Consider the following 18437-nt stretch of genomic DNA (forward strand, 5'->3'; position numbering starts at 1 on the left):
CTCCCGGCTTGATGCCGGAAAATCCGGAGGAAGCCATGTCTCTCGCCAAGCTCAGCCGATCGGTGCGCGGCCTCACCGTCCTGGTCACCGGGGCCGGCAGCGGCATGGGGGCGGCGACCGCCCGGGTGTTCGCCGCCGAGGGGGCCAATGTCGCGGTCACCGACTATGACGCCGGGTCGGCCGACGCAGTGGCAGCGGAGATCACAGCGGCGGGCGGGTCGGCCCAGGCCTGGAAGCTGGACGTCGCCGATCCTGACGAGATCAAGGCCGTGGTCGAGGCCATCGCCGCCCGGTTCGGCGGGCTGGACAGCGTGATCAACAATGCCGGCATCTCGGCCTTCTCGCCGATCGACTCCGACAATTACGAAGCCGTCTGGGACCGGGCGGTTTCGGTGCTGCTGACCGCCCACCACCGGGTCATCCGAGCGGCCCTGCCGCACCTGCGCAAGTCGAAGGCCCCGCGCATCGTCAACATCGCCTCGACCGAAGCCCTGGGCGCCACCCCGATGGACAGCCCCTATTGCGCGGCCAAGGCCGGGGTCACGGGCCTGACCCGCGCCCTGGCGGTGGAACTGGGCCGCGAGGGGATCACCGTCAACTGCATCTGCCCGGGCCCCATCGCCACGGCGATGACCAGCTCGATCAGCGACGAGCACAAGCAGATCTTCGCCAAGCGCCGCACGGCCATGCACCGCTACGGCGACCCGGAGGAGGTGGCCCAGGTGACCTTGAGCCTCTGCCTGCCGGCCTCGTCCTACATCACCGGGGTGACCATTCCGGTGGACGGCGGCCTGATGGCCAGGAACGCCTAGAAGTCCAACGCCTAGGTCCCGCTCCGCTTGAACGTGACCTCGCAGTCAGCGGGCAGGGCCGGGCCGCGCGGCTGGCCAAAGCTCAGGCCCTTCGTCCGCAGCTCGTTGCCGTTCACCGTGACCGTCCCGCTCAGCGTGGCGTCCTTCGGCACGTGGTTGCCACCCGTCGGCTTGAGGGAGATCGCGCCGGTCGCGGGATCGAAGCTGTAGTCGCCCCAATAGTCGACATAGGACTCGAAGGGCTGCCAGGTGGCCTTGAACTCGCCGCGGGCGTTGAAGATCAGCTCGTTCAGCGCCACGGCGCCGGCCGGCGCTCCGCCCGGGCAACTCAGGCCGCTCTGGCGCCAGTTGCCGGCGACCAGATGCTTGGCCATGTCGATGACGAACAGCTTGCCCTCGACCTTGCGCGGGCCCTGGGTGGTGCGGATCGTGCCGGTGACGGTCAGCTCGGTTCCGTCCGGGGTCCCCGGCACGATGGTCAGCTTGTCGTCCTTGATGCGGCCATAGCGCCTGTCGACGCTCCAGCGGACCTTGCAGTCCTCCGGCAGGGGGTCGCCTGGATTGTAGGAGCGCGGATCCAGCACCGGCATCAGGCCCTGCACCCGGGTGGTGGGCATGTCGGCGACGCCGGGCCACAGGGCGATGACGGCCTTCGGATCGATCTCACAGGCCCGGGCGGCCGGGGCCAGGGCGGCCATCGCCAGGGCCGCGCCCAGGGCCAGAACCATACGCTTCATGAAGTTCCCCTCAGCAAAGCGCCTATGATGCTGTGGGCCGGGCGTCGGCTCAAGTCTCAGACCAGCGAGGTCGTCGCCCCGCCGTCCAGCACCAGGCTCTGGCCGGTGATGTAGCCGGCCTGGGCGCCGCAGAGCAGCAGGCAGGCCTGGGCCAGTTCCTCGGGCCGCCCGTAACGACCGGCCGGGATGCGCATCTTGCGGGCCGAGCTCAGCATCTCGGCCTCGGCGTCGGCGCCATTGGCGCCGAACCGCGCCATGGCCGCCTCGGTGGCGAACATGCCCGGCAGCAGGGTGTTCAGGGTCACATTGCTGGCCGCGAACCGCTTGCTGGCGGCGTGGACATAGTTGAGCAGGGCCGAGCGCGGCGCCCCCGACAGGACACGCCTGTCCCAAGGCGCCTTGCCGCTGACCGTGCCGATATTGACGATCCGCCCAAACCCCCGCGCCTCCATCCCCGGCAGCACCGCGCTCATCAGGGCGATGGGGCCCAGGAAGGTGGCGCTCAGGGCTTCCAGCCACTGGGCCTCGGCGATGGTGGTGAGGTCGTCGACATAAGCCGGCGGCGAGCAGCTGATCACCAGGATGTCGGGGTCGGGACAGGCGGCCAGCAGCCGCGCGCGGCCCTCTGGGGTGGAATGATCGGCGGCCACCGGCGTGACCGAAACGCCGGCCTCACTGGCAACCTCGGCGGCGAACGCCCGCAGCCGCGCCTCGCCCCGCGCCGAGACCACCAGATTGACCCCTTCGGCCGCGAGAAGTCGCGCGCTGGCCCCGCCCAGCCCGGCGCTGCCGCCGGCGACCAGGGCGGTGCGGCCCTTGATGCCCAGATCCATGCTGGTCCCTCCGTATCCGCCTTCGTGTCGCATCTGGCGCCGTCAGGGTCTAGGAAGACGCATGATCCGTCACACCGTCCATATCGTGGGAGCCGGACCCGCCGGACTGATGGCCGCCGAGCGGCTTGCGGCGGCCGGGCTGGCGGTCACGGTGCACGAGGCCATGCCCTCGCCTTCGCGCAAGCTGCTGATGGCTGGACGAGGTGGGCTGAACCTGACCCACAGCGAGCCGATGGAGGGGTTTCTCAGCCGCTATGGCGCGGCCGCCCCCGTCGTCGCGCCCTGGCTGAAGGCCTTCTCGCCGACCGACCTGATCGGCTGGGCCGAAGGGCTGGGGCAGGCGACCTTTATCGGCTCGTCGGGTCGCGTGTTTCCCCGGGCGATGAAGGCCTCGCCACTGCTGCGGGCCTGGCTGGCGCGGCTGGCGGCGGCGGGGGTCGAGCTGCGGACGCGATCCCGCTGGGTCGGCTTTGACGGCGACGGTCTGAAGTTCGAAACGCCGGACGGTCCCCGCACCGAGCATCCCGACGCCGTGATCCTGGCCCTGGGCGGGGCGAGCTGGCCGCGGCTGGGCTCGGACGGGGCCTGGGGGCCGTGGCTGGCGGCCAGGGGCGTGACGGTCTCGCCGTTCCAGCCCTCGAACGGCGGCTTCGACGTGGCCTGGTCGCCGGTCTTCGCCGAACGCTTCGCCGGCCAGCCGCTGAAACCCGTCGCCCTCAGCCACGGCAAGGAAGCGGTGCGCGGCGAGGCCATGCTGACCGGCTATGGCGTCGAGGGCGGGGCGGTCTATGCCCTGTCGGCCGGCCTGCGCGAGGCCATTGCCCGGGACGGGACCGCGACCCTGACCGTGGATCTGCGCCCCGACCTCTCCATCGACGCCCTGGCAAACCGGCTGACCAAGGCGCGGGGCAAGGACAGCGTCACCAACTGGCTGCGCAAGACCGCCGGCCTCTCGCCCGCCGCCATCGGCCTGCTGCGGGAAATCCCCGGCGAGCTGCCGGCCGGAACCGAGAAGCTGGCCCGCCGCATCAAGGCCGTCCGCCTGACCCTGACCGGCGTCCAGGGGCTGGCCCGCGCCATCTCCTCGGCCGGCGGCGTGGCGCTCGATCAGGTCGACGGGCGCCTGATGCTGAAGGCCCTGCCGGGCGTCTTCGCGGCCGGCGAGATGCTGGACTGGGAGGCGCCGACGGGCGGCTACCTGCTGCAGGCCTCGATGGCCTCGGGGGCGGTGGCGGCGGCCGGGGTCATCGACTGGCTGCGCGAGAGGAGTGGATCATGAAGTTCATCGCCAACCTGATGGTCGCCCTGGTGGCGCTCGAGCATGTGGCCTTCCTGATCCTGGAGATGTTCCTGTGGAAGGGGCCGATCGGCCAGCGCATCTTCGGCACCACCCCGGAATTCGCGGCCCAGGCCGCGCCGCTGGCGGCCAACCAGGCGCTCTATAACGGCTTCCTGGCGGTGGGCCTGGCCTGGGCCCTGGTGGCGCGGCGCTTCGACCTGAAGGTCTTCTTCCTCAGCTGCGTGGTCGTGGCCGGGACCTATGGCGGGCTGACCGTCAAGCCGACGATCCTCTACAGCCAGGCCGCTCCGGCGGCCCTGGCCCTGCTGCTGGTGCTGCTGACGTCCAGGTCGAAGCCGGCGAGCTAGCCGTCTACCCCATCGGCGACTTTCGCCCCGAGATCACCTCCACCGGCCCGAGTGAGCGCCGGGTGTTGAGCGGCCAGGGTACGCCCAGCGTGGCGACCAGGGACTCGCGGCGAACGCCCGCCACCGGGAGGACCGCCGCCAGCCCGGCCGGCTCGCCATAGTCGGCGGCATCCCCGAAGCGGTCGACGAACACGAAGGCGCCGCCCGGCCGCAGCACCCGTAGCGCCTCGCTCACTGCCAGCAGTGGACCGCGCATCTTCACACCGCGCGGCGCTTTCACCTCGTGGAAGCACATCACCGAAACGACCGCGTCGAAGCTGGCGTCGGGAAACACCAGGCGCGCGGCGTCCATCCGCTGGAACGCCGCCTTGAGGCCCAGCCGCGACAGCCGCGCCTCGCAGGCGGCCTGGGCGTAGTCCCAACTTCCGCTCCAGTAGTCGACGCCGGTCGCCGCCACGGCCGGGGCGTGGTCGAGCAGGGCGACCAGCAGGCTGGCGTCGCCGCAGCCGATGTCGAGGGCGGCGGCTCTTGAATCCGGAGCCAGCCCGAGACGCGAAACGACCAGCTCATGGATGCGCCGCTCCCAGCCGCCGCCGCGCCCGGGCGAGAGCTGGCGGCGGATGCGCAGCATCACGAAGGCCGCCCAGCCGGCGCCCAGCGCGGGGACGAGCAGCAAGAGCGCGAGGAGCGACCAGCGACTGCCGACGGCGGCGGCCGCCGCAAAGGCCAGCGCCAGGCCGGCGACGAAGCGGATGCGCCGGCTGGGAATCCAGTTCGAGGTCCGAGCGGTCATCGCGCCTCCAGGCCCCAGAGGGCGGTCAACGGGCCGGCCATCGAGGCGAGGTGCGCGCGCCAGGCGGCGTTGAGGCCGTCCCGGGGATAGTCCGGGCCACAGAGGTCGAGCGGAAACGGCGGCTCGTCGCGCACGACGATGCGGTACCAGACGGGGGCGGCCTGGACGCAGCGCCAGGCCGCCTCCTCCGCCCCGATGCCCGGCTCGGTCAGATAGGCGATGAGCTGGCCGTGGAACTGGCGAAGGACCGCCGCGCGCTCGGGGAGGCCCCAGAGCCCGGACAGCCGGTCACGGGCGCCGGCGTCGACCTCGTCGGTGTGGAAGACCACGACGGAACCGGCAAGGCCGGCCCGCTGGAGCGCCAGGCCCAGACGGTCGTCCGTCGTCCGCGCGCCGACCCAGATCGAGCGCTGGAAGGGACGGAACCCCACCCGGACCAGCAGCTCGCGCAGGCGGGGCAGATCGTCGACCTCGCCCTCCAGAACCACACAGAGGGTGTAGCCGTGGGTCCGGGTCCGCAGCGCCCTGGCCGCCGCCGCCTCCTCGAGACTGAGCGGCCCCAGCCGGTAGCGGCGGTCGGCGATCTCCAGGGAGCCGGCCGCGCAGGCGCGGCTCAGGGCGGTGCGCAGCGCCCCGTAGCGAACGCCGCAACGTTGGGCGAACTGCCGGATCGTCGCCAGCCGAGGGGCCGGCGCCGCGCTCAGGTCGGGATGGACCGACTGCAGCACCGGCATGGCGTGGGCGGCCTCCTGCGCGGTGAGGCGCCAGTCCGGAGTCGATGAAGTTACATCTTTTGTCATGATAACTGAAATATATGTAACACAGGCGTCGGCCGTCAAGCCAAGGCGCGCGCGGACCGCACCCCCGAACATCCCGACTTTGGCCGCTGGGGTCATGTCTTTGGCTTCCCGCGTCATGTCGGGCAGCCCGGGAGGGGGATAGGTTTCCATCGTGGCCGGCAGGTTGCCGGCCGGACCTGGTTGGAGGGGGACGGTTGAACCCGGTATCGACGGCCCGCATCGTGGGCTTGACCTACCTCATCATCATACTGGCGGCGCCGTTTTCGGAATTTGCCGTGCGGGACAGCAGGCCGGGTTTGGTGGCGGAAGTCGGACTGGCCCTGTGGCTGCTCGTCCGCGCCGTCAACCCCGACCGGTGGCGGGCGCGGGCCGCCGCCTCGTCCCTCGCTTCACCTCAACCTGTGCTGACCGACAGTCCGTCCTGACCGGTCAACGGAGTTTTGCGCCCATGTCCGCTCTGCTCACAGTCCACATCGCCGCCGGGACGCTCAGTGTGCTCTCGGGGGCCGGGGCGCTGACGTTCCGCAAGGGCGGCGCGGCGCATCGGATGGCGGGATCGGTCTTCGCCGGGGCGATGACGGTGATGGCCGTCACCGCCGCGGCGCTCGGCAAGGATGTCGGCAATGTGGTCGCCGGCGGCCTGACCATCTACATGATCGGCACCGGCTGGATGGCGGTGCGCCGCAAGGAAAACCGGAGCGGTCTGTTCGAGATCGCCGCCTTCCTCGCCGCCGCCCTTTTCGCCCTGGCCAGCGCGGCCGGGGCGGTGGCGCGGCTCACCGGCGCCCGGGAGTCGGAGAACCCCTTCATCGTGGTCGCCAGCCTGATCATCAGCGCGGCGCTGGCGGGCGCGGCGGCCGGCGACCTGAGCGTGGTTCTGCGGCGCGGGCTGGCGGGCCCCCAGCGGATCGCGCGGCACCTGTGGCGGATGTGTTTTGGCCTGGTCATCGCCGTGGGCTCGTTCGCCGCCCAGGGCGCCGACGCGCTCCCCCCGGTCGTGCCCGGGCCGGCCCTGCTGCTGGGGTCGCTGGGCCTGGTGCTGATCGTGATGGCCTACTGGCTCGTGCGGGTGCTGTTCACGAACTGGCGCAGGCCCTCGCCGCCGACGCCCCGCCCGGGCCCCGGCTCGCTCGAGGCGACTCCGTGAGATTTCAGGAGGCGGTTCGCGGCGCTTGACCGGGCGCCGGTCCTCAGATGGCGAGGCCCGGATCGCCTTCGAGAATTTCCTGCCTGAGCAGAGGAGGCTCTCCCGGCTTCCAGAGCGAAACGCGGTGCGCCACGCGATAGATCAGCGGCCCGCCATCGTCTGTTTCGCTGCGCTCGAGCGGGCGAGGGATGCAGACGAATTCGGCCTCGAGCTCATGCGGCGAGGCCCGCACCATCGTGTAGCCGTGGCCGCCGTGATCGACGAACCTGAGATGTGGCGCCAGCTCCGGGTTTCGCGCCGCGCGAGCCTTGGCCGGGTCTCCGGTTTCCTTCAGGACGAACGAGGACCGCACGCCGTGCATCAGCGTCATGTCGTAGGTGCTCTGCATCGAGCCGTCCGGCTTGTCATAGATGTAGAGGGGCCGCAGGGGCCGGTCCTTGGGCAGGGTCAGCTCGTAGACCTCGGCCGCGCCCTGGGCCGAGATCGAGCCCGTGATGAATTCGACGCCCACCGGATCGAACGCGCGGGGCGGCAGGGTCTTGCTGGGATAGCCGGCCCAGAAGGAATGTCTGTCGCCGGCCACGATCGCCAATCCGGTGATCCCCTCGGCCCGGACCATGTCGAAGATCTCGCCGTGCTCGACGCCATAGGCCCCGTTGATCACGCCATAGCCCGCCCCCTTAGGCCAGCGGTCCGCGAAGGCCGCCGGCAGGTTCTGGGGATCGGTGCGCCCGGTGAGGGTGCCGAACGAATGGCCCCAGATCTTCCAGGGCGCCTTGGCCGCCCGCAGCCGGTCCTTGAACCAGGCCATCTGCTCCAGGCCCAGATAGGCCTCCGGCGGCGCCTTTGTATGCGGATTGGGAAATTCGAGACCGTCCCCGACGCGGATGACAGCGGGAGGATTGCCACCGTTATAGGCCTGGGCCTGATCCAGGACCTCCAGCATGTGTTCGGGGATGGCGTTGAACTTGATCTCCGGAAGCCCGCTGTAGTCGCCGCCCGGCGATCCGAACGACCGGTTGTCCGTCAGGATCATGTCGATGTTCTTGCCGTATCGGAACGCCCGCTGAATCTGCAGCGCCTTGATCGCGGCCAGATTGTTGGGTTCCTGCCCGACGCCGCGCGCATCCAGGTCCGTCAGCGGCTTGTTCTCCACCGAGGGCGGGACGAACACGTCCCCGCTGCCGGCCTTGCGGACCCGAGCCGGTTGGTACTCGTACCAGGCCTGGCTCGCCGCGACCTTGAGCGTCTGCGCCGGACGGACCTTGCCGCCCACGATCTGCTGGCTCTGAAAGGACTGCCAGCTGAATTCGTGATTGTCCCAGACCGGAACGAACGGCCACTGGGCCCGGGCGTCCTGCAGATCCGGGTCGAGCAGGTAGCCGCGATAGGCGGTGCGATAGTCGTCCAGATCCGTCGGGATGTGGAAGGCGCCGACCTTTTCGCCGTGCGGGTAGCGCACGATGTCGCGCAGGCGCCGGCCCCGCTCGACGCCGCCCGGCCGTTCCTCGGGATACCAGACCAGCTCGTAGAAGAAGTCGCCCAGGTGCAGGACGAAGCCCAGCTGTTCGGCGCGCGGTCGGCGGGCGTCCTCGTAGAGCATGCGCCGGTAGGCGTTGCAGGCGCCCTGGGTGACGTCCTGGCAGCTGACGAAGACGAACCTGGCCGGCCGGTCGTCATCGTCCGCCGGCGCGGTCAGGGTGCGGCCGACCCGGCTGGCGTTCCCGGCCTCGTCGATGAAGCGATACCAGTATTCCCGCCCGGGCTTCAGGCCCGCCGCCAGGAAGCGGCAGGTCCAGTCCGTCGCCGCGGTGACCGCGACATCGCCGCGGGCGACCAGCTTCCCAAACTTCGGATCGCTGGCGACCTCGACCGTCAGCCGGTGCGAGGCGACCCCGGCGTCGGGGGCTCGCCGCGTCCACAGGATCACGCTGTCCGGACGGGGATCGCCCGAGGCGACGCCCTGCGGAAAGAGGTCGCGGCGCTCGCCGCGCGCGACAGGCCTGGCCTGGGCGGAGGCGCCTCCGAACGCCAGCGCCGCCCCCAGCGCCGCCGCCTGGGCGGCGAAGGCTCGCCGCGACAGCCCAAGCTTGTCCATGGTCCACCCCTCCCGAAATGACGCCTTCCACCCGGCCGTCGCTCCATCGTTCCCGGCCAGCGCGCGGGAAGAACGGAAGGTTCACGGACGACTTTCGTCCCGCGGCCGCAAGTTAACTTTCGTTCAGGCGGGTGGCGTCGGATTCCGGAGAAGGCCGTCGGTCTGCGAGCGACCTGGGTCCTGATCTCAAGGACGACCGGTGGCGGAGAGGGTGGGATTCGAACCCACGGTACCCTTCCAGGCACGCCGCATTTCGAGTGCGGTACATTCGACCACTCTGCCACCTCTCCATACCGGTGTGGGGAGCCCGCGAAGGCCCCCTAGAGCGAAGGCGCGGAACCTAGCGACGCGGCCCCGATAGCGCAAGGGGCGGATTCGTCGCTTAAATCTGGGCTCAAATCTGCGATTGAACGGACTCGCCGTTCCGACCCTGGCGTGTTCAAATCGCCGTCTTCACGGAGGGGCGACGAGGGAGGCGGCGATGAAGGAGCGGTGCGCCGAGGCGCGGATGCTGGCGGCGGATTCCGACCTGGTGATGGCCGCCGAGTCCGGCGCGGTCTCGGCCGAAATCCTGAAGGTGATCCGGGCGGGATTCGAGAGCCCCCGGCCCGGCGAGCAGATCGCCGCGGCGGTGGAGCTTCGGGCCGAGACGGCCAGGACTTTCGGGGCCGAGCGGCTGGCGCCCCTGGTCGCCCATCTCAAGGAAAGACTGACGGCCCTGGAGGGGCCCGCCGCGGCGGCGCTCGGCGAGGCAGGGGGCGGCGAGGCAGGGGGCGGCGAGGCGGGGGGCGGCGAGGACGCGGGCGGCGACAAGGCGGCGCTGCTGGGCCAGGCGCTCAGCCTGCTGGAGCGGCTGAAGCTCAGCTATGGCTTCATCAGCGAGCGGGACGCCATCGTCGATCGCATCCGCCGGGGCTGCCTGCTCATCCTGGGCGGGATGTTCCTGGCCCTGACCGCCGTGGCCGGAATCTGGGCCCTGCTGGGGCGTGGGTCCGTCAGCGCCGACGGCCTGCTGCTGGTCAACTCGCTGCTCAACTACTTCATGCTGATGGCGGTGGCCGCGGCCGGGGCCGTGGTCTCGATCATGCAGCGGACCGGCGTCCAGGGCAGCCTGGGCGCGGGCGGCCGCGACCCGGTCGCCCAGATCAGCGCCCTGCGGCAGGGGATCAGCGGCGTGCTGGTCGCCGGCCTGGTCGGGCCGACCCTGGCGGTGCTGCTGGTGCCGCTGTTCGCCAGCGGCGCCTTCAAGGTCGAGGCCATCACCCCCGACTTCGTCGACGGTTGCACGGCGGGAGGCGGGCCGATGGCCAATTTCAAGCTGATCGACCACTGCCTGAGCCTCAAGAGCGGCTTCGACGCCGCCCGCCTGGTGGTCTGGGCCTTCCTGGCCGGTTTCGCCGAGCGGCTGGTGCCGGACGTGCTGGACCGGGTCGTGGGGGCGGCCCGCGGCCGGTCCGAGAGCGCCTAGGCTTTCGGCCAGAGGATCATCTGGGTGCAGCGGAACAGGGCGATGACCTTGCCCGTCTCCTCGTGGCGCACCTCGGCGTCCCAGACCTGGGTGGTGCGGCCGCCATGGACCAGCCAGGCCCGGCAGGTCACCACCCCCTCGCGGGCGGTGCCCAGGAAGTTGGACTTCAGCTCCAGCGTCGTGAACCCGGTCGCGCCTTGCGGCCGCGAGACCACGCAACCGTAGCCGCAGGCGCTGTCGGCCAGGGCGATGACACTGGCGGCGTGCAGGAAGCCGTTGGGGGCCATGTGGCGCTGAGTGACGGTGAAGCGTCCGCGCGCCTCGCCCCGGGCGACCAGCTCCCACTCGATGTCGAGCTCGCCGGGCAGATGACCCTTCTGGCGCTCGGTGAAGTCGGCGGCGAAATTCTCGGACATGCTGTCGCTCATTTGAACGAGCCGCCCCGGCCCTGGCCGGCGGTGAAGCGGCTGGCGCCCTCGACGCTGGAGCCGGTGCGCAGGGTCTCCAGGCCCAGCACGATCTCGCGGGCGGTGGCGGCGTCCCAGTCCAGGCTCCACTGCTCCATGGCCGAGCGGCGGTCGTTGCGCAGGCAGAGCTGGGGGAAGGCGGCGATCTGCTCGGCCAGCTCCAGGGCCGCCGTCAGCGCCTGGCCGTCAGGGACGACGCGGTTGGCCAGGCCCATGGTCTGGGCTTCGGCCGCCCCAACCGCTCGGCCGGTGAGGATCATGTCCATGGCTCGCGAAGCCCCGATCAGCCGGGGCAGGCGGATGGTGCCCAGGTCGATCAGCGGCACCCCGAACCGGCGGCAGAAGACGCCGAAGGTGGCGCTCTCGGCGGCGACCCGCAGGTCGCACCACAGCGACAGCTCCAGTCCGCCGGCCACCGCGAAGCCCTCGACGGCGGCGATCACCGGCTTGGAGAGGGTCATGCGGGTCGGACCCATCGGCCCGAAGTCGCCGGTCTGCTCGACCCGGTTGCCACTTCCAGAGGCGATGGCCTTCAGGTCCGCCCCGGCGCAGAAGTTGCCGCCGGCCCCGGTGAGGATGGCGACGCTCAGGGCCTCGTCGGCCTCAAACTGCTGGAAGGCGTCATAGAGGCCGCGGGCTGTGGGGCCATCGACGGCGTTACGGCGCTCGGGCCGCTCGATGGTGACGATGGCCGTGGCGCCCTCGGTGCGCCAGGAGACGGTGGGTCCAAAATCATTCGCCATGAATCCCTCCATTGGATGCTTTACGGCACGATGCGACGGCCGACGCAGCGGAAGGCAAGTGGGTTTCTTTTCAGAACCCGATCAGGCTGCGTCAGGCGTAGGCGGAGATTCCGGTTCCGGCTTCCTGTCGACCCGGAAGCCCTCCCAGCGCGACACCACCGCGGCGGCCACCGAGTTGCCCACCACGTTGGTCGCCGAGCGGCCCATGTCCAGCAGGTGATCGACGGCCAGCACCAGGGCGATCCAGGCTTCGTCCATGCCGAAATAGGTGAGGGTGGCCATGATCACGACGAGGGAGGCGCGGGGCACGCCCGCCATGCCTTTCGAGGTGACCATCAACAGCAGCAGCATGCTGATCTGCTGAGGGACGGTCAGGACGATGCCGTGGGCGTGGGCGATGAACAGCGTGGCGAAGGTGCAGTACATCATCGAGCCGTCGAGATTGAAGCTGTAGCCCAGCGGCAGGACGAAACTGACCACCTTGCGGGGCAGGCCGAACTTTTCCAGCGCGGCCAGGGTGCGCGGATAGGCGGCCTCGGAACTGGCGGTGGAGAAGGCCAGCAGGGTGGGTTGGCTGATCGCCCCGATCAGGCCCAGCGCCCGCCCGCCCAGGGCCAGCAGAGCGACCAGGAACAACAGGCCCCACAGCACCCCCAACGACAGGTAGAAGCCGCCGACGAACTCCGCATAGATCCGGATGATATCGATCCCCTCCTTGGCGATGGAGGCGGCCAGGGCGGCGAAGATAGCGAGCGGCGCCAGGTTCATCACATAGCCGGTGACCTTGAGCATGATGGCCAGGCCCTGCTCGACCAGGGCCATCACGGCCGGGGCCCTGTCGTCCAGCGAGGCGACCGCCGTGCCGACGAACAGGGAGAAGACCACGATCTGCAGGATGGCGTTCTTGGCCATGGCGTCGAAGATCGAACTGGGGACCAGATGGACGATGAAGTCCTGGATCGTGAAGGCCGACATATCGACGGGCTTGGCCTTGGCGCCCAGCTCGGTGGCCAGCTTCAGGTCGCCGCCCGGCTGCAGCAGGTGGAACATCAGCAGGCCCACAGTCAGCGAGACGATCGAGGCCAGGATGAACCAGCTGATCGACTTGATGCCGACCCCGCGGATCGCGGCGGCGTCCTCCATATGGGCGATGCCGGCCACCAGGGTGGTGAACACCAGGGGCGCGATGATCATCTTGATCAAGGTCAGGAAGAGATCGGTGATCAGCTTGAAACTGTCGATGGCCAGGGCCAGCCGCGCCTTGTGCGCCGCGGCGACCGCCGGGGCCAATTGCGCCTCGTGCGCCGCGTTGCCCCAATATTCGTGGCAGGCCAGGCCCACGGCGACGCCCAGCACCATGGCCAGGACGATAAAGACGGTGAACAGGCGATTCATGCGGCCCCCGCAAAGGTCAGGGGCGCATCTTTGCCCTTCCCCGGCGCAAACGGGAAGGGCAGTCTGAGCTCATGACCGGAGACCATGACGCCGTCGCCGCCCAGCTGGCCGCCCTGATGCGCCGCCACGCGGTTGGCATGATCGAAACCAAGGGCGGCGAGACCAGCCTGGAGATGGTCGCGCCGCACCCCAACCCCCTGCATCCCAAGCAGCCGATGTGGTTTGGCGGGGTGCGGTCGGGCAAGGCCTATGCCAGCTATCACCTGATGCCGCTCTACACCCATCCGGCCCTGCTGGAGCGGCTGTCGCCGGAGCTGAAGAAGCGGATGCAGGGCAAGTCCTGCCTGAACTTCAAGGCGGCGGATGAAGGGTTGTTCGAGGAACTGGCGGCGATCACCCAAGAGGGGGCGCGGCTGTACGCCGAGCCTCTGACCTACAGTGAGGGGGCGGTGAGCACGGCGCGGGGCCGGGACAAGTAAACTGTCACCGAAATTGAAAGCGGCGCCACTGGAACCGTTACAAGCTCGCCGCTATAAGCCCGCATGCAAAATGAAAGCGAAAAACAAGCTGTCGCCATCGTCGAGCGACTTGAAGCCGAATACCAGACCTCCGTCGCCGCGCTGCGCAGCGACCTCAAGGCCTTCCTGAAAACCGGCAAAGCCCCCGACCCCGCCGTCCGCGACGCCGGGGCCTACACCTATCCCGAGCTGCGGCTGACCTGGACCGGCGAGAGCGGTTATCCGCGCATCTCCCGGGCCTATGCGCGCTTGGCCGAGCCGGGGGTCTATACGACCACGGTCACCCGCCCGTCGGTGTTCCACAACTATCTGGTCGAGCAGCTGTCGCTGCTGATCGCCGACTTCAAGGTCACCGTCGAGGTCGGCCGCTCGGAGCAGGAAATCCCCTTCCCCTATGTGCTGGACGGCGGCGACCTGGACCTGGCCGACGCGGCCGCCAGCGACATCGCTCGCCACTTCCCGACCACGGAGCTCGCCTTCATCGGCGACGAGGTGGCCGACGGCGAGTGGGATGCGGGCCTGGGGTTCGATAGGCCGCTGGCCCTGTTCGACGGCCTGCGCTCGGACTTCTCCCTGGCGCGGCTCAAGCACTACACCGGCGCCCCGGCCGAGCACGTCCAGCAATACATCCTGTTCACCAACTACCACCGCTATGTCGACGAGTTCGTCCGCTGGGCCTGCGAGCGGCTGAAGGACGAGAAGACGTCCTATACGGCGCTCAGCTGCAGCGGCGCGGTCCTGGTCACCAAGGATACCCCCGACCCGGAAGCGGCCGTCGCCAACGGCCCCTGGCGGCGCCATCAGATGCCGGCCTATCACCTGATGGCCGAGAACGGGCAGGGGATCACCCTGGTCAACATCGGGGTCGGGCCCTCCAACGCCAAGACCATCACCGACCACCTGGCGGTGCTGCGACCCCAGGCCTGGCTGATGATCGGCCACTGCGGCGGCCTGCGCGGCAGCCAGACCATCGGCGACTATGTCCTGGCCCACGCCTATCTGCGCGACGACCATGTGCTGGACCAGATCCTGCCGACCGACATCCCGATCCCCTCCATCGCCGAGGTGCAGCGGGCCCTCTACGACGCGGCCAAGCAGGTCAGCGGCGAGAGCGGGGAGATGCTCAAGCGCCGGCTGCGCACGGGCACGGTGGTGACCACCGACGACCGCAACTGGGAGCTCCGCTACACCTCCAGCGCCCTGCGCTTCAACCAGAGCCGGGCGGTTGGCATCGACATGGAAAGCGCCACCATCGCCGCTCAGGGCTACCGCTTCCGGGTGCCGTACGGGACGCTGCTCTGCGTGTCGGACAAGCCGCTGCACGGCGAGATCAAGCTGCCGGGCCAGGCCAACGCCTTCTATGAGCGGGCTATCGGCCAGCACCTGCAGATCGGCATCGCCACGGTGGACCTGCTGCGGCTCGAAGGGCCCGGCCTGCACAGCCGCAAGCTGCGGGCCTTCGACGAGCCGCCTTTCCGGTAAAGTCGGGACAACCGCAAGCGGCTGTTTTTATTCATCATGTCGTGAATTGAAGCAGCAGCCGCCCGATTTTTGTGCGCCGCACCATTGCCGTTAGGGCAGGTCCTGCCCGAGGAAACCGTTGTCTGGGGCCGAACTCGCCAACTATTTTGCTGCACCGCACACTTTTCTCTTGAAGCGTTGTGCGCCGCACCCTACATTCAGGGGGTGAGGCTGGCTTTGCCGCCTCTGCCCTTCCTGGGCGTTTCCTCCCTAATGAACTGCGGCGTCTTCGGGCGCCGCTTTTTTTTGGCCAATCCTCCCCCTCCGGGGGAGGCCGGCCCAAGGGGCCGGAGGGGGCTACATCCACGGGCTCTTACTTCAGCCGCTTCCACTCCGCGGCCAACACCCCCGTCACCCGCTCGATATCGGCCTTCAGCTTCGCCAGCCCCTCCGTCGGCTCCAGCGTCGCCTCGTCCAGATAGAGGGCCCGGTTGATCTCGATCTGCAGGGCGTGGGTCTTGCGGGCCGGGCGGCCGTAGTGCTCGGTGGTGTAGCCGCCGGCATAGGGGCTGTTGCGGGCGCAGCGATAGCCCATGGCTTCGAGTTCGCGCTCGACCATCGTCGTCAGGACCGGGGCGCAGGCCGCGCCGAAGCGGTCGCCCAGCACGATGTCGCAGCCCCGGCCGTGGCGCGTGGTCACCACCCCGCTTCCGGCCGCCGCCGGCATGGAGTGCCAGTCGATCAGGATGGCCAGGCCATGCGCCGCCCGCGCCTCGGCCAACAGCCGGGCCAGGGCGTCGTGATAGGGCCGGTGGACGCTGTCGACCCGCTCCCGCGCCTCGGCGAAGGTCAGCTTGCGGGCATAGATCTCGCGGCCTTCGGAGACCACCTTGGCGATGCTGCCCAGTCCCGCCGCCACCCGGGCGGTGCGGCCCTTGGCGAAGTCGGGCAGCTCGTCCTCGAACATGCCCTGGTCCAGCTCCCAGGGCTCGCGGTTGACGTCGATCCAGGCCCGGGCCAGCCGGGCGGTGATCAGGGTCGCGCCCTGGGCCGGCGCGCCCTCGACCAGCCGGTCGACCAGGGCGTCCTCGGAACGGCGGATCGCGGCGGCGTCCAGCATCGAGGCGGCCATCATCTCAGCCGGATAGATGCTGCCGGAATGGGGCGAGGCGAACACCAGGGGCGAAGACGGCGCCTCCGGGCCCGGCCGCGCGATGGCGAAGGGCGGTTCGGCAACCAGGGCGCCAGGGGGCTGGATGGCGTTCATCGCGCTTATCATCCGGGTGCCCGACGCTCCGGTCAAAGCCTTTCACCGCACCTTTACACCTCGCCGTTAAGGATGCCGTCCGAGATCAACGAAGAGGCTCCCATGCCCCGCATCCTGCTGGCCGAAGACGACGACTCGCTGCGCGGCTTCCTGGCCCGGGCCCTGGAAAGGGCCGGCTATGAGGTCAAGGCCTGCGCCGACGGCGAGGAGGCGGCCGCCTGCCTCGACGAGGACTGGGACCTGCTGCTCACCGACATCGTCATGCCCGGCATGGACGGCATCGAGGTGGCCCGCCACGCCGCCGCCCGCCACCCCGGCCTGCGCATCATGTTCATCACCGGTTTCGCGGCCGTGGCCCTGACCGCCCCCGACCTGGCGCCGGCCGGCTCCAAGGTGCTGTCCAAGCCCGTGCACCTGCGCGAGATCGTCACCGAGGTCGAACGGATGATGGCGGCCTAGGGCCCGAGCTCACTCGGCTCGAGAGCGTAACTTTCCATCCGCTCATCCCCGCGAAAGCGGGGACCCAGGTGTTTTTCGTAGCTGACTTTCAGCCGCCCGGACCTGTCAGAACCGCCCTCAACAGCAAAAAGCCTGGGTCCCCGCTTTCGCGGGGATGAGCGGTATTAAGTATGGGCCCTGGGGCGCAGCGCACGGGCCGCTTGCGCCCGCCGCCGCTCATGGGTATATCGCCCCCTCCCGCCGGAACGGACGCGTAGCTCAGTGGGAGAGCACCTCGTTGACATCGAGGGGGTCGCTGGTTCAATCCCAGCCGTGTCCACCATCCTGCTTCGCTCTTTCGGAGCTTCGCAGGATTGATCCCGGGGTCTGCATTCGAAGCAGGATGATCTCCGAAGCCTTGGCGAAGGCGGACGACTCCACCTTTCCGCTGCGCCACCGCTCCCCCTATCCGGGGGATGGCGGGATGGGCCGAGCTGAAGCATACAGGTTCAGAGCCCGATCAAGTTCCACCATACGCCGGTATTCCTGACATGACCCTCACCCGCCGCGCCGGCCTGGGACTGATCCTGGCGGGGGCGCTGTCTGGCGGGGGGCCGGCCTTTGCCGCCGGCGCGAAACTGTCTGAGCGGGACGGCGACATCTGGATCTCCGATGGCGCCGGTGAGCGGCGGTTGACTCGCAACGGAGCCAATCGCGATCCGGCTCTGTCGCCGGATGGTCGGCTGGTCGCCTACGTCCATGACGATCAGAAGACCGCGGACGACTTTGGCTATCCGAAGTCGTCCCTGTGGCTCTGCGACCTGACGACGGGCGCAACCCGCCGCGCCGCCGCGCCGCAGGCCAGCGACCAGGTCGGCCAGGACTTCACCGGCATCGGCTCGCCGGTCTTCTCGCTGGGCGGCGGCTTCGTCTATGTGATGGCCAACGCCTGGGTGACCTCGGCGGCGATCCATCAGGTCAACCTCAAGACCGGCGCCCATCGCTATGTCATCGACGGCAACAGCGTGGCGGTGATCCGCACCGGGCCCTATCGCGGGTTCCTGCTGGTGAACCGGCACCGATATCGCGCCAACGGGGGCGGGGCCTACGATCCGACCTTCGTGGTCCGGCCCGACGCCAAGGTCGCCTTCGCCATCCCCGGCAGCGAGGACAGGGACGCGGCGGTCGGGGCCTGGCTCAAGCGTCACGGCGGGACCGTCTGACAGGCGCCGGCCCCTTTTCTGGGGACGCGGCGCGAAGCCGTCCCCGGCACCCTGCCGGGCAGACGTCCAACGCGACCGCAAGGAAACGCCATGCCCGCCCTAGCCATCGCCCTGCTTCTGGCCACCGCTCCGGCCCAGCCGCCTCAGACCTGGAAGGGCGTTCTTTGCGCCCACGATCCAGGACGCAATGCCCTAGTCGGCTCGGACATCTATTACAGCTACGGCGCCGCCAAGGTTTGGATCGTCGGCAGGGAAACCCTGATCCCCGTCGACCTGACCAAACTCGTCGAGGCGAAAGGAAAGCCCTTCTACACGGGCAATGACACGGTCGTTTTGAACGGCAGGACCTACCGGAAGTTCGGCCTGCCCAGGGTCCTGAAGGCCCAGGAGCTCGAGGCGAAGCCCGAGGGTTTCAAGGACGGCGTTCCCTTCTATCGGGCGGGCGGCGGCGATGAACAGGTCCTCTATGCCCTCAGCCAGGCCGTGGGCTGCGAGTTCCAGCCCTACGCCCTGACCCGTTGAGCGGACGCCGCCCGCGCCGCCCGGCAAGATATTCACGCTCGGCATAGTGAGTGTTGACGCGACCCACA

General features: G+C 69.5%; 20 protein-coding genes and 2 tRNA genes. 12 read left to right on the plus strand and 10 right to left on the minus strand.

Annotated features, from left to right (window positions below):
• The first annotated feature begins 35 nt into the window (after positions 1–35).
• Entirely contained in the window at positions 36–812 is a 777-nt protein-coding gene (locus QO010_RS13955; RefSeq protein WP_307350075.1) for an SDR family NAD(P)-dependent oxidoreductase, read from the plus strand.
• An 11-nt stretch (positions 813–823) separates the two neighbouring features.
• Here QO010_RS13955 and QO010_RS13960 read toward each other — a convergent pair whose 3' ends face one another.
• On the minus strand, positions 824–1549 hold the full coding sequence (locus QO010_RS13960; protein WP_307350077.1) for a hypothetical protein: 726 nt from the start codon (positions 1547–1549) through the stop codon (positions 824–826).
• A gap of 56 nt (positions 1550–1605) precedes the next feature.
• Entirely contained in the window at positions 1606–2382 is a 777-nt protein-coding gene (locus tag QO010_RS13965) for an SDR family oxidoreductase (RefSeq protein ID WP_307350078.1), read from the minus strand.
• 61 nt (positions 2383–2443) lie between these two features.
• On the opposite strand from QO010_RS13965, the gene QO010_RS13970 reads away from it, so the two are divergent.
• Both QO010_RS13970 and QO010_RS13975 read left to right on the plus strand, forming a co-directional pair.
• A complete protein-coding gene (locus tag QO010_RS13970) occupies positions 2444–3661 on the plus strand; it encodes a TIGR03862 family flavoprotein (RefSeq protein WP_307350079.1) in 1218 nt (405 codons plus the stop codon).
• Positions 3658–4029: a DUF1304 domain-containing protein gene (locus QO010_RS13975; RefSeq protein WP_307350081.1), complete on the plus strand. Its 372-nt coding sequence runs from the start codon at positions 3658–3660 to the stop codon at positions 4027–4029. Before QO010_RS13970 ends, QO010_RS13975 begins: the two co-directional genes overlap by 4 nt.
• Positions 4030–4033: 4 nt before the next feature.
• On the opposite strand, the gene QO010_RS13980 is transcribed toward QO010_RS13975, so the two are convergent.
• Both QO010_RS13980 and QO010_RS13985 read right to left on the minus strand, forming a co-directional pair.
• On the minus strand, positions 4034–4822 hold the full coding sequence (locus tag QO010_RS13980; RefSeq protein ID WP_307350083.1) for a class I SAM-dependent methyltransferase: 789 nt from the start codon (positions 4820–4822) through the stop codon (positions 4034–4036).
• Complete coding sequence (locus QO010_RS13985) at positions 4819–5622, minus strand: hypothetical protein (RefSeq protein WP_307350085.1); 804 nt, start codon at positions 5620–5622, stop codon at positions 4819–4821. Before QO010_RS13985 ends, QO010_RS13980 begins: the two co-directional genes overlap by 4 nt.
• Before the next feature lie 194 nt (positions 5623–5816).
• Here QO010_RS13985 and QO010_RS13990 point away from each other — a divergent pair, with 194 nt between their 5' ends.
• Both QO010_RS13990 and QO010_RS13995 read left to right on the plus strand, forming a co-directional pair.
• Entirely contained in the window at positions 5817–6047 is a 231-nt protein-coding gene (locus QO010_RS13990; RefSeq protein WP_307350087.1) for a hypothetical protein, read from the plus strand.
• A 23-nt stretch (positions 6048–6070) separates the two neighbouring features.
• The gene (locus QO010_RS13995) at positions 6071–6769 is read left to right on the plus strand and encodes a DUF2306 domain-containing protein (RefSeq protein ID WP_307350088.1); all 699 of its coding nucleotides are present in this window, start codon (positions 6071–6073) and stop codon (positions 6767–6769) included.
• Positions 6770–6812: 43 nt separating this feature from the next.
• On the opposite strand, the gene QO010_RS14000 is transcribed toward QO010_RS13995, so the two are convergent.
• Both QO010_RS14000 and QO010_RS14005 read right to left on the minus strand, forming a co-directional pair.
• A complete protein-coding gene (locus QO010_RS14000) occupies positions 6813–8867 on the minus strand; it encodes an alkaline phosphatase D family protein (RefSeq protein ID WP_307350090.1) in 2055 nt (684 codons plus the stop codon).
• A 200-nt stretch (positions 8868–9067) separates the two neighbouring features.
• Positions 9068–9157 (minus strand) — tRNA-Ser (locus tag QO010_RS14005).
• Between the two features lie 191 nt (positions 9158–9348).
• Between QO010_RS14005 and QO010_RS14010 the strand changes: the two genes are divergently transcribed.
• A complete protein-coding gene (locus tag QO010_RS14010) occupies positions 9349–10335 on the plus strand; it encodes a hypothetical protein (RefSeq protein WP_307350092.1) in 987 nt (328 codons plus the stop codon).
• Here the strand turns inward: QO010_RS14010 and QO010_RS14015 are convergent.
• From QO010_RS14015 to QO010_RS14025, 3 genes are all read right to left on the minus strand, one after another.
• A complete protein-coding gene (locus QO010_RS14015; RefSeq protein WP_307350094.1) occupies positions 10332–10751 on the minus strand; it encodes a PaaI family thioesterase in 420 nt (139 codons plus the stop codon). The genes QO010_RS14010 and QO010_RS14015 overlap by 4 nt on opposite strands.
• 8 nt (positions 10752–10759) lie before the next feature.
• Complete coding sequence (locus tag QO010_RS14020; protein WP_307350096.1) at positions 10760–11545, minus strand: crotonase/enoyl-CoA hydratase family protein; 786 nt, start codon at positions 11543–11545, stop codon at positions 10760–10762.
• An 81-nt stretch (positions 11546–11626) separates the two neighbouring features.
• The gene (locus tag QO010_RS14025) at positions 11627–12940 is read right to left on the minus strand and encodes a dicarboxylate/amino acid:cation symporter (RefSeq protein ID WP_307350098.1); all 1314 of its coding nucleotides are present in this window, start codon (positions 12938–12940) and stop codon (positions 11627–11629) included.
• Positions 12941–13011: 71 nt separating this feature from the next.
• On the opposite strand from QO010_RS14025, the gene QO010_RS14030 reads away from it, so the two are divergent.
• The gene (locus QO010_RS14030) at positions 13012–13419 is read left to right on the plus strand and encodes a hypothetical protein (RefSeq protein ID WP_307350100.1); all 408 of its coding nucleotides are present in this window, start codon (positions 13012–13014) and stop codon (positions 13417–13419) included.
• A 63-nt stretch (positions 13420–13482) separates the two neighbouring features.
• Positions 13483–14940 (plus strand): AMP nucleosidase, encoded by a 1458-nt coding sequence (locus QO010_RS14035; protein ID WP_307350102.1) that lies wholly within the window; start codon positions 13483–13485, stop codon positions 14938–14940.
• A gap of 352 nt (positions 14941–15292) precedes the next feature.
• Here QO010_RS14035 and QO010_RS14040 read toward each other — a convergent pair whose 3' ends face one another.
• A complete protein-coding gene (locus QO010_RS14040) occupies positions 15293–16186 on the minus strand; it encodes an N-formylglutamate amidohydrolase (RefSeq protein WP_307350104.1) in 894 nt (297 codons plus the stop codon).
• 102 nt (positions 16187–16288) lie between these two features.
• On the opposite strand from QO010_RS14040, the gene QO010_RS14045 reads away from it, so the two are divergent.
• The 4 genes from QO010_RS14045 to QO010_RS14060 all read left to right on the plus strand — a co-directional run bounded on the left by QO010_RS14045 (position 16289) and on the right by QO010_RS14060 (position 18369).
• Entirely contained in the window at positions 16289–16645 is a 357-nt protein-coding gene (locus QO010_RS14045) for a response regulator (protein ID WP_307350106.1), read from the plus strand.
• 247 nt (positions 16646–16892) lie between these two features.
• A tRNA-Val gene (locus QO010_RS14050) sits at positions 16893–16967 on the plus strand.
• Positions 16968–17175: 208 nt separating this feature from the next.
• A complete protein-coding gene (locus tag QO010_RS14055) occupies positions 17176–17847 on the plus strand; it encodes a TolB family protein (protein WP_307350108.1) in 672 nt (223 codons plus the stop codon).
• Positions 17848–17937: 90 nt separating this feature from the next.
• Entirely contained in the window at positions 17938–18369 is a 432-nt protein-coding gene (locus QO010_RS14060; RefSeq protein WP_307350110.1) for a hypothetical protein, read from the plus strand.
• Positions 18370–18437 lie beyond the last annotated feature (68 nt).

Origin of the sequence: Caulobacter ginsengisoli, assembly GCF_030814835.1 — a bacterium.
Taxonomy (GTDB): Bacteria; Pseudomonadota; Alphaproteobacteria; order Caulobacterales; family Caulobacteraceae; genus Caulobacter; species Caulobacter ginsengisoli.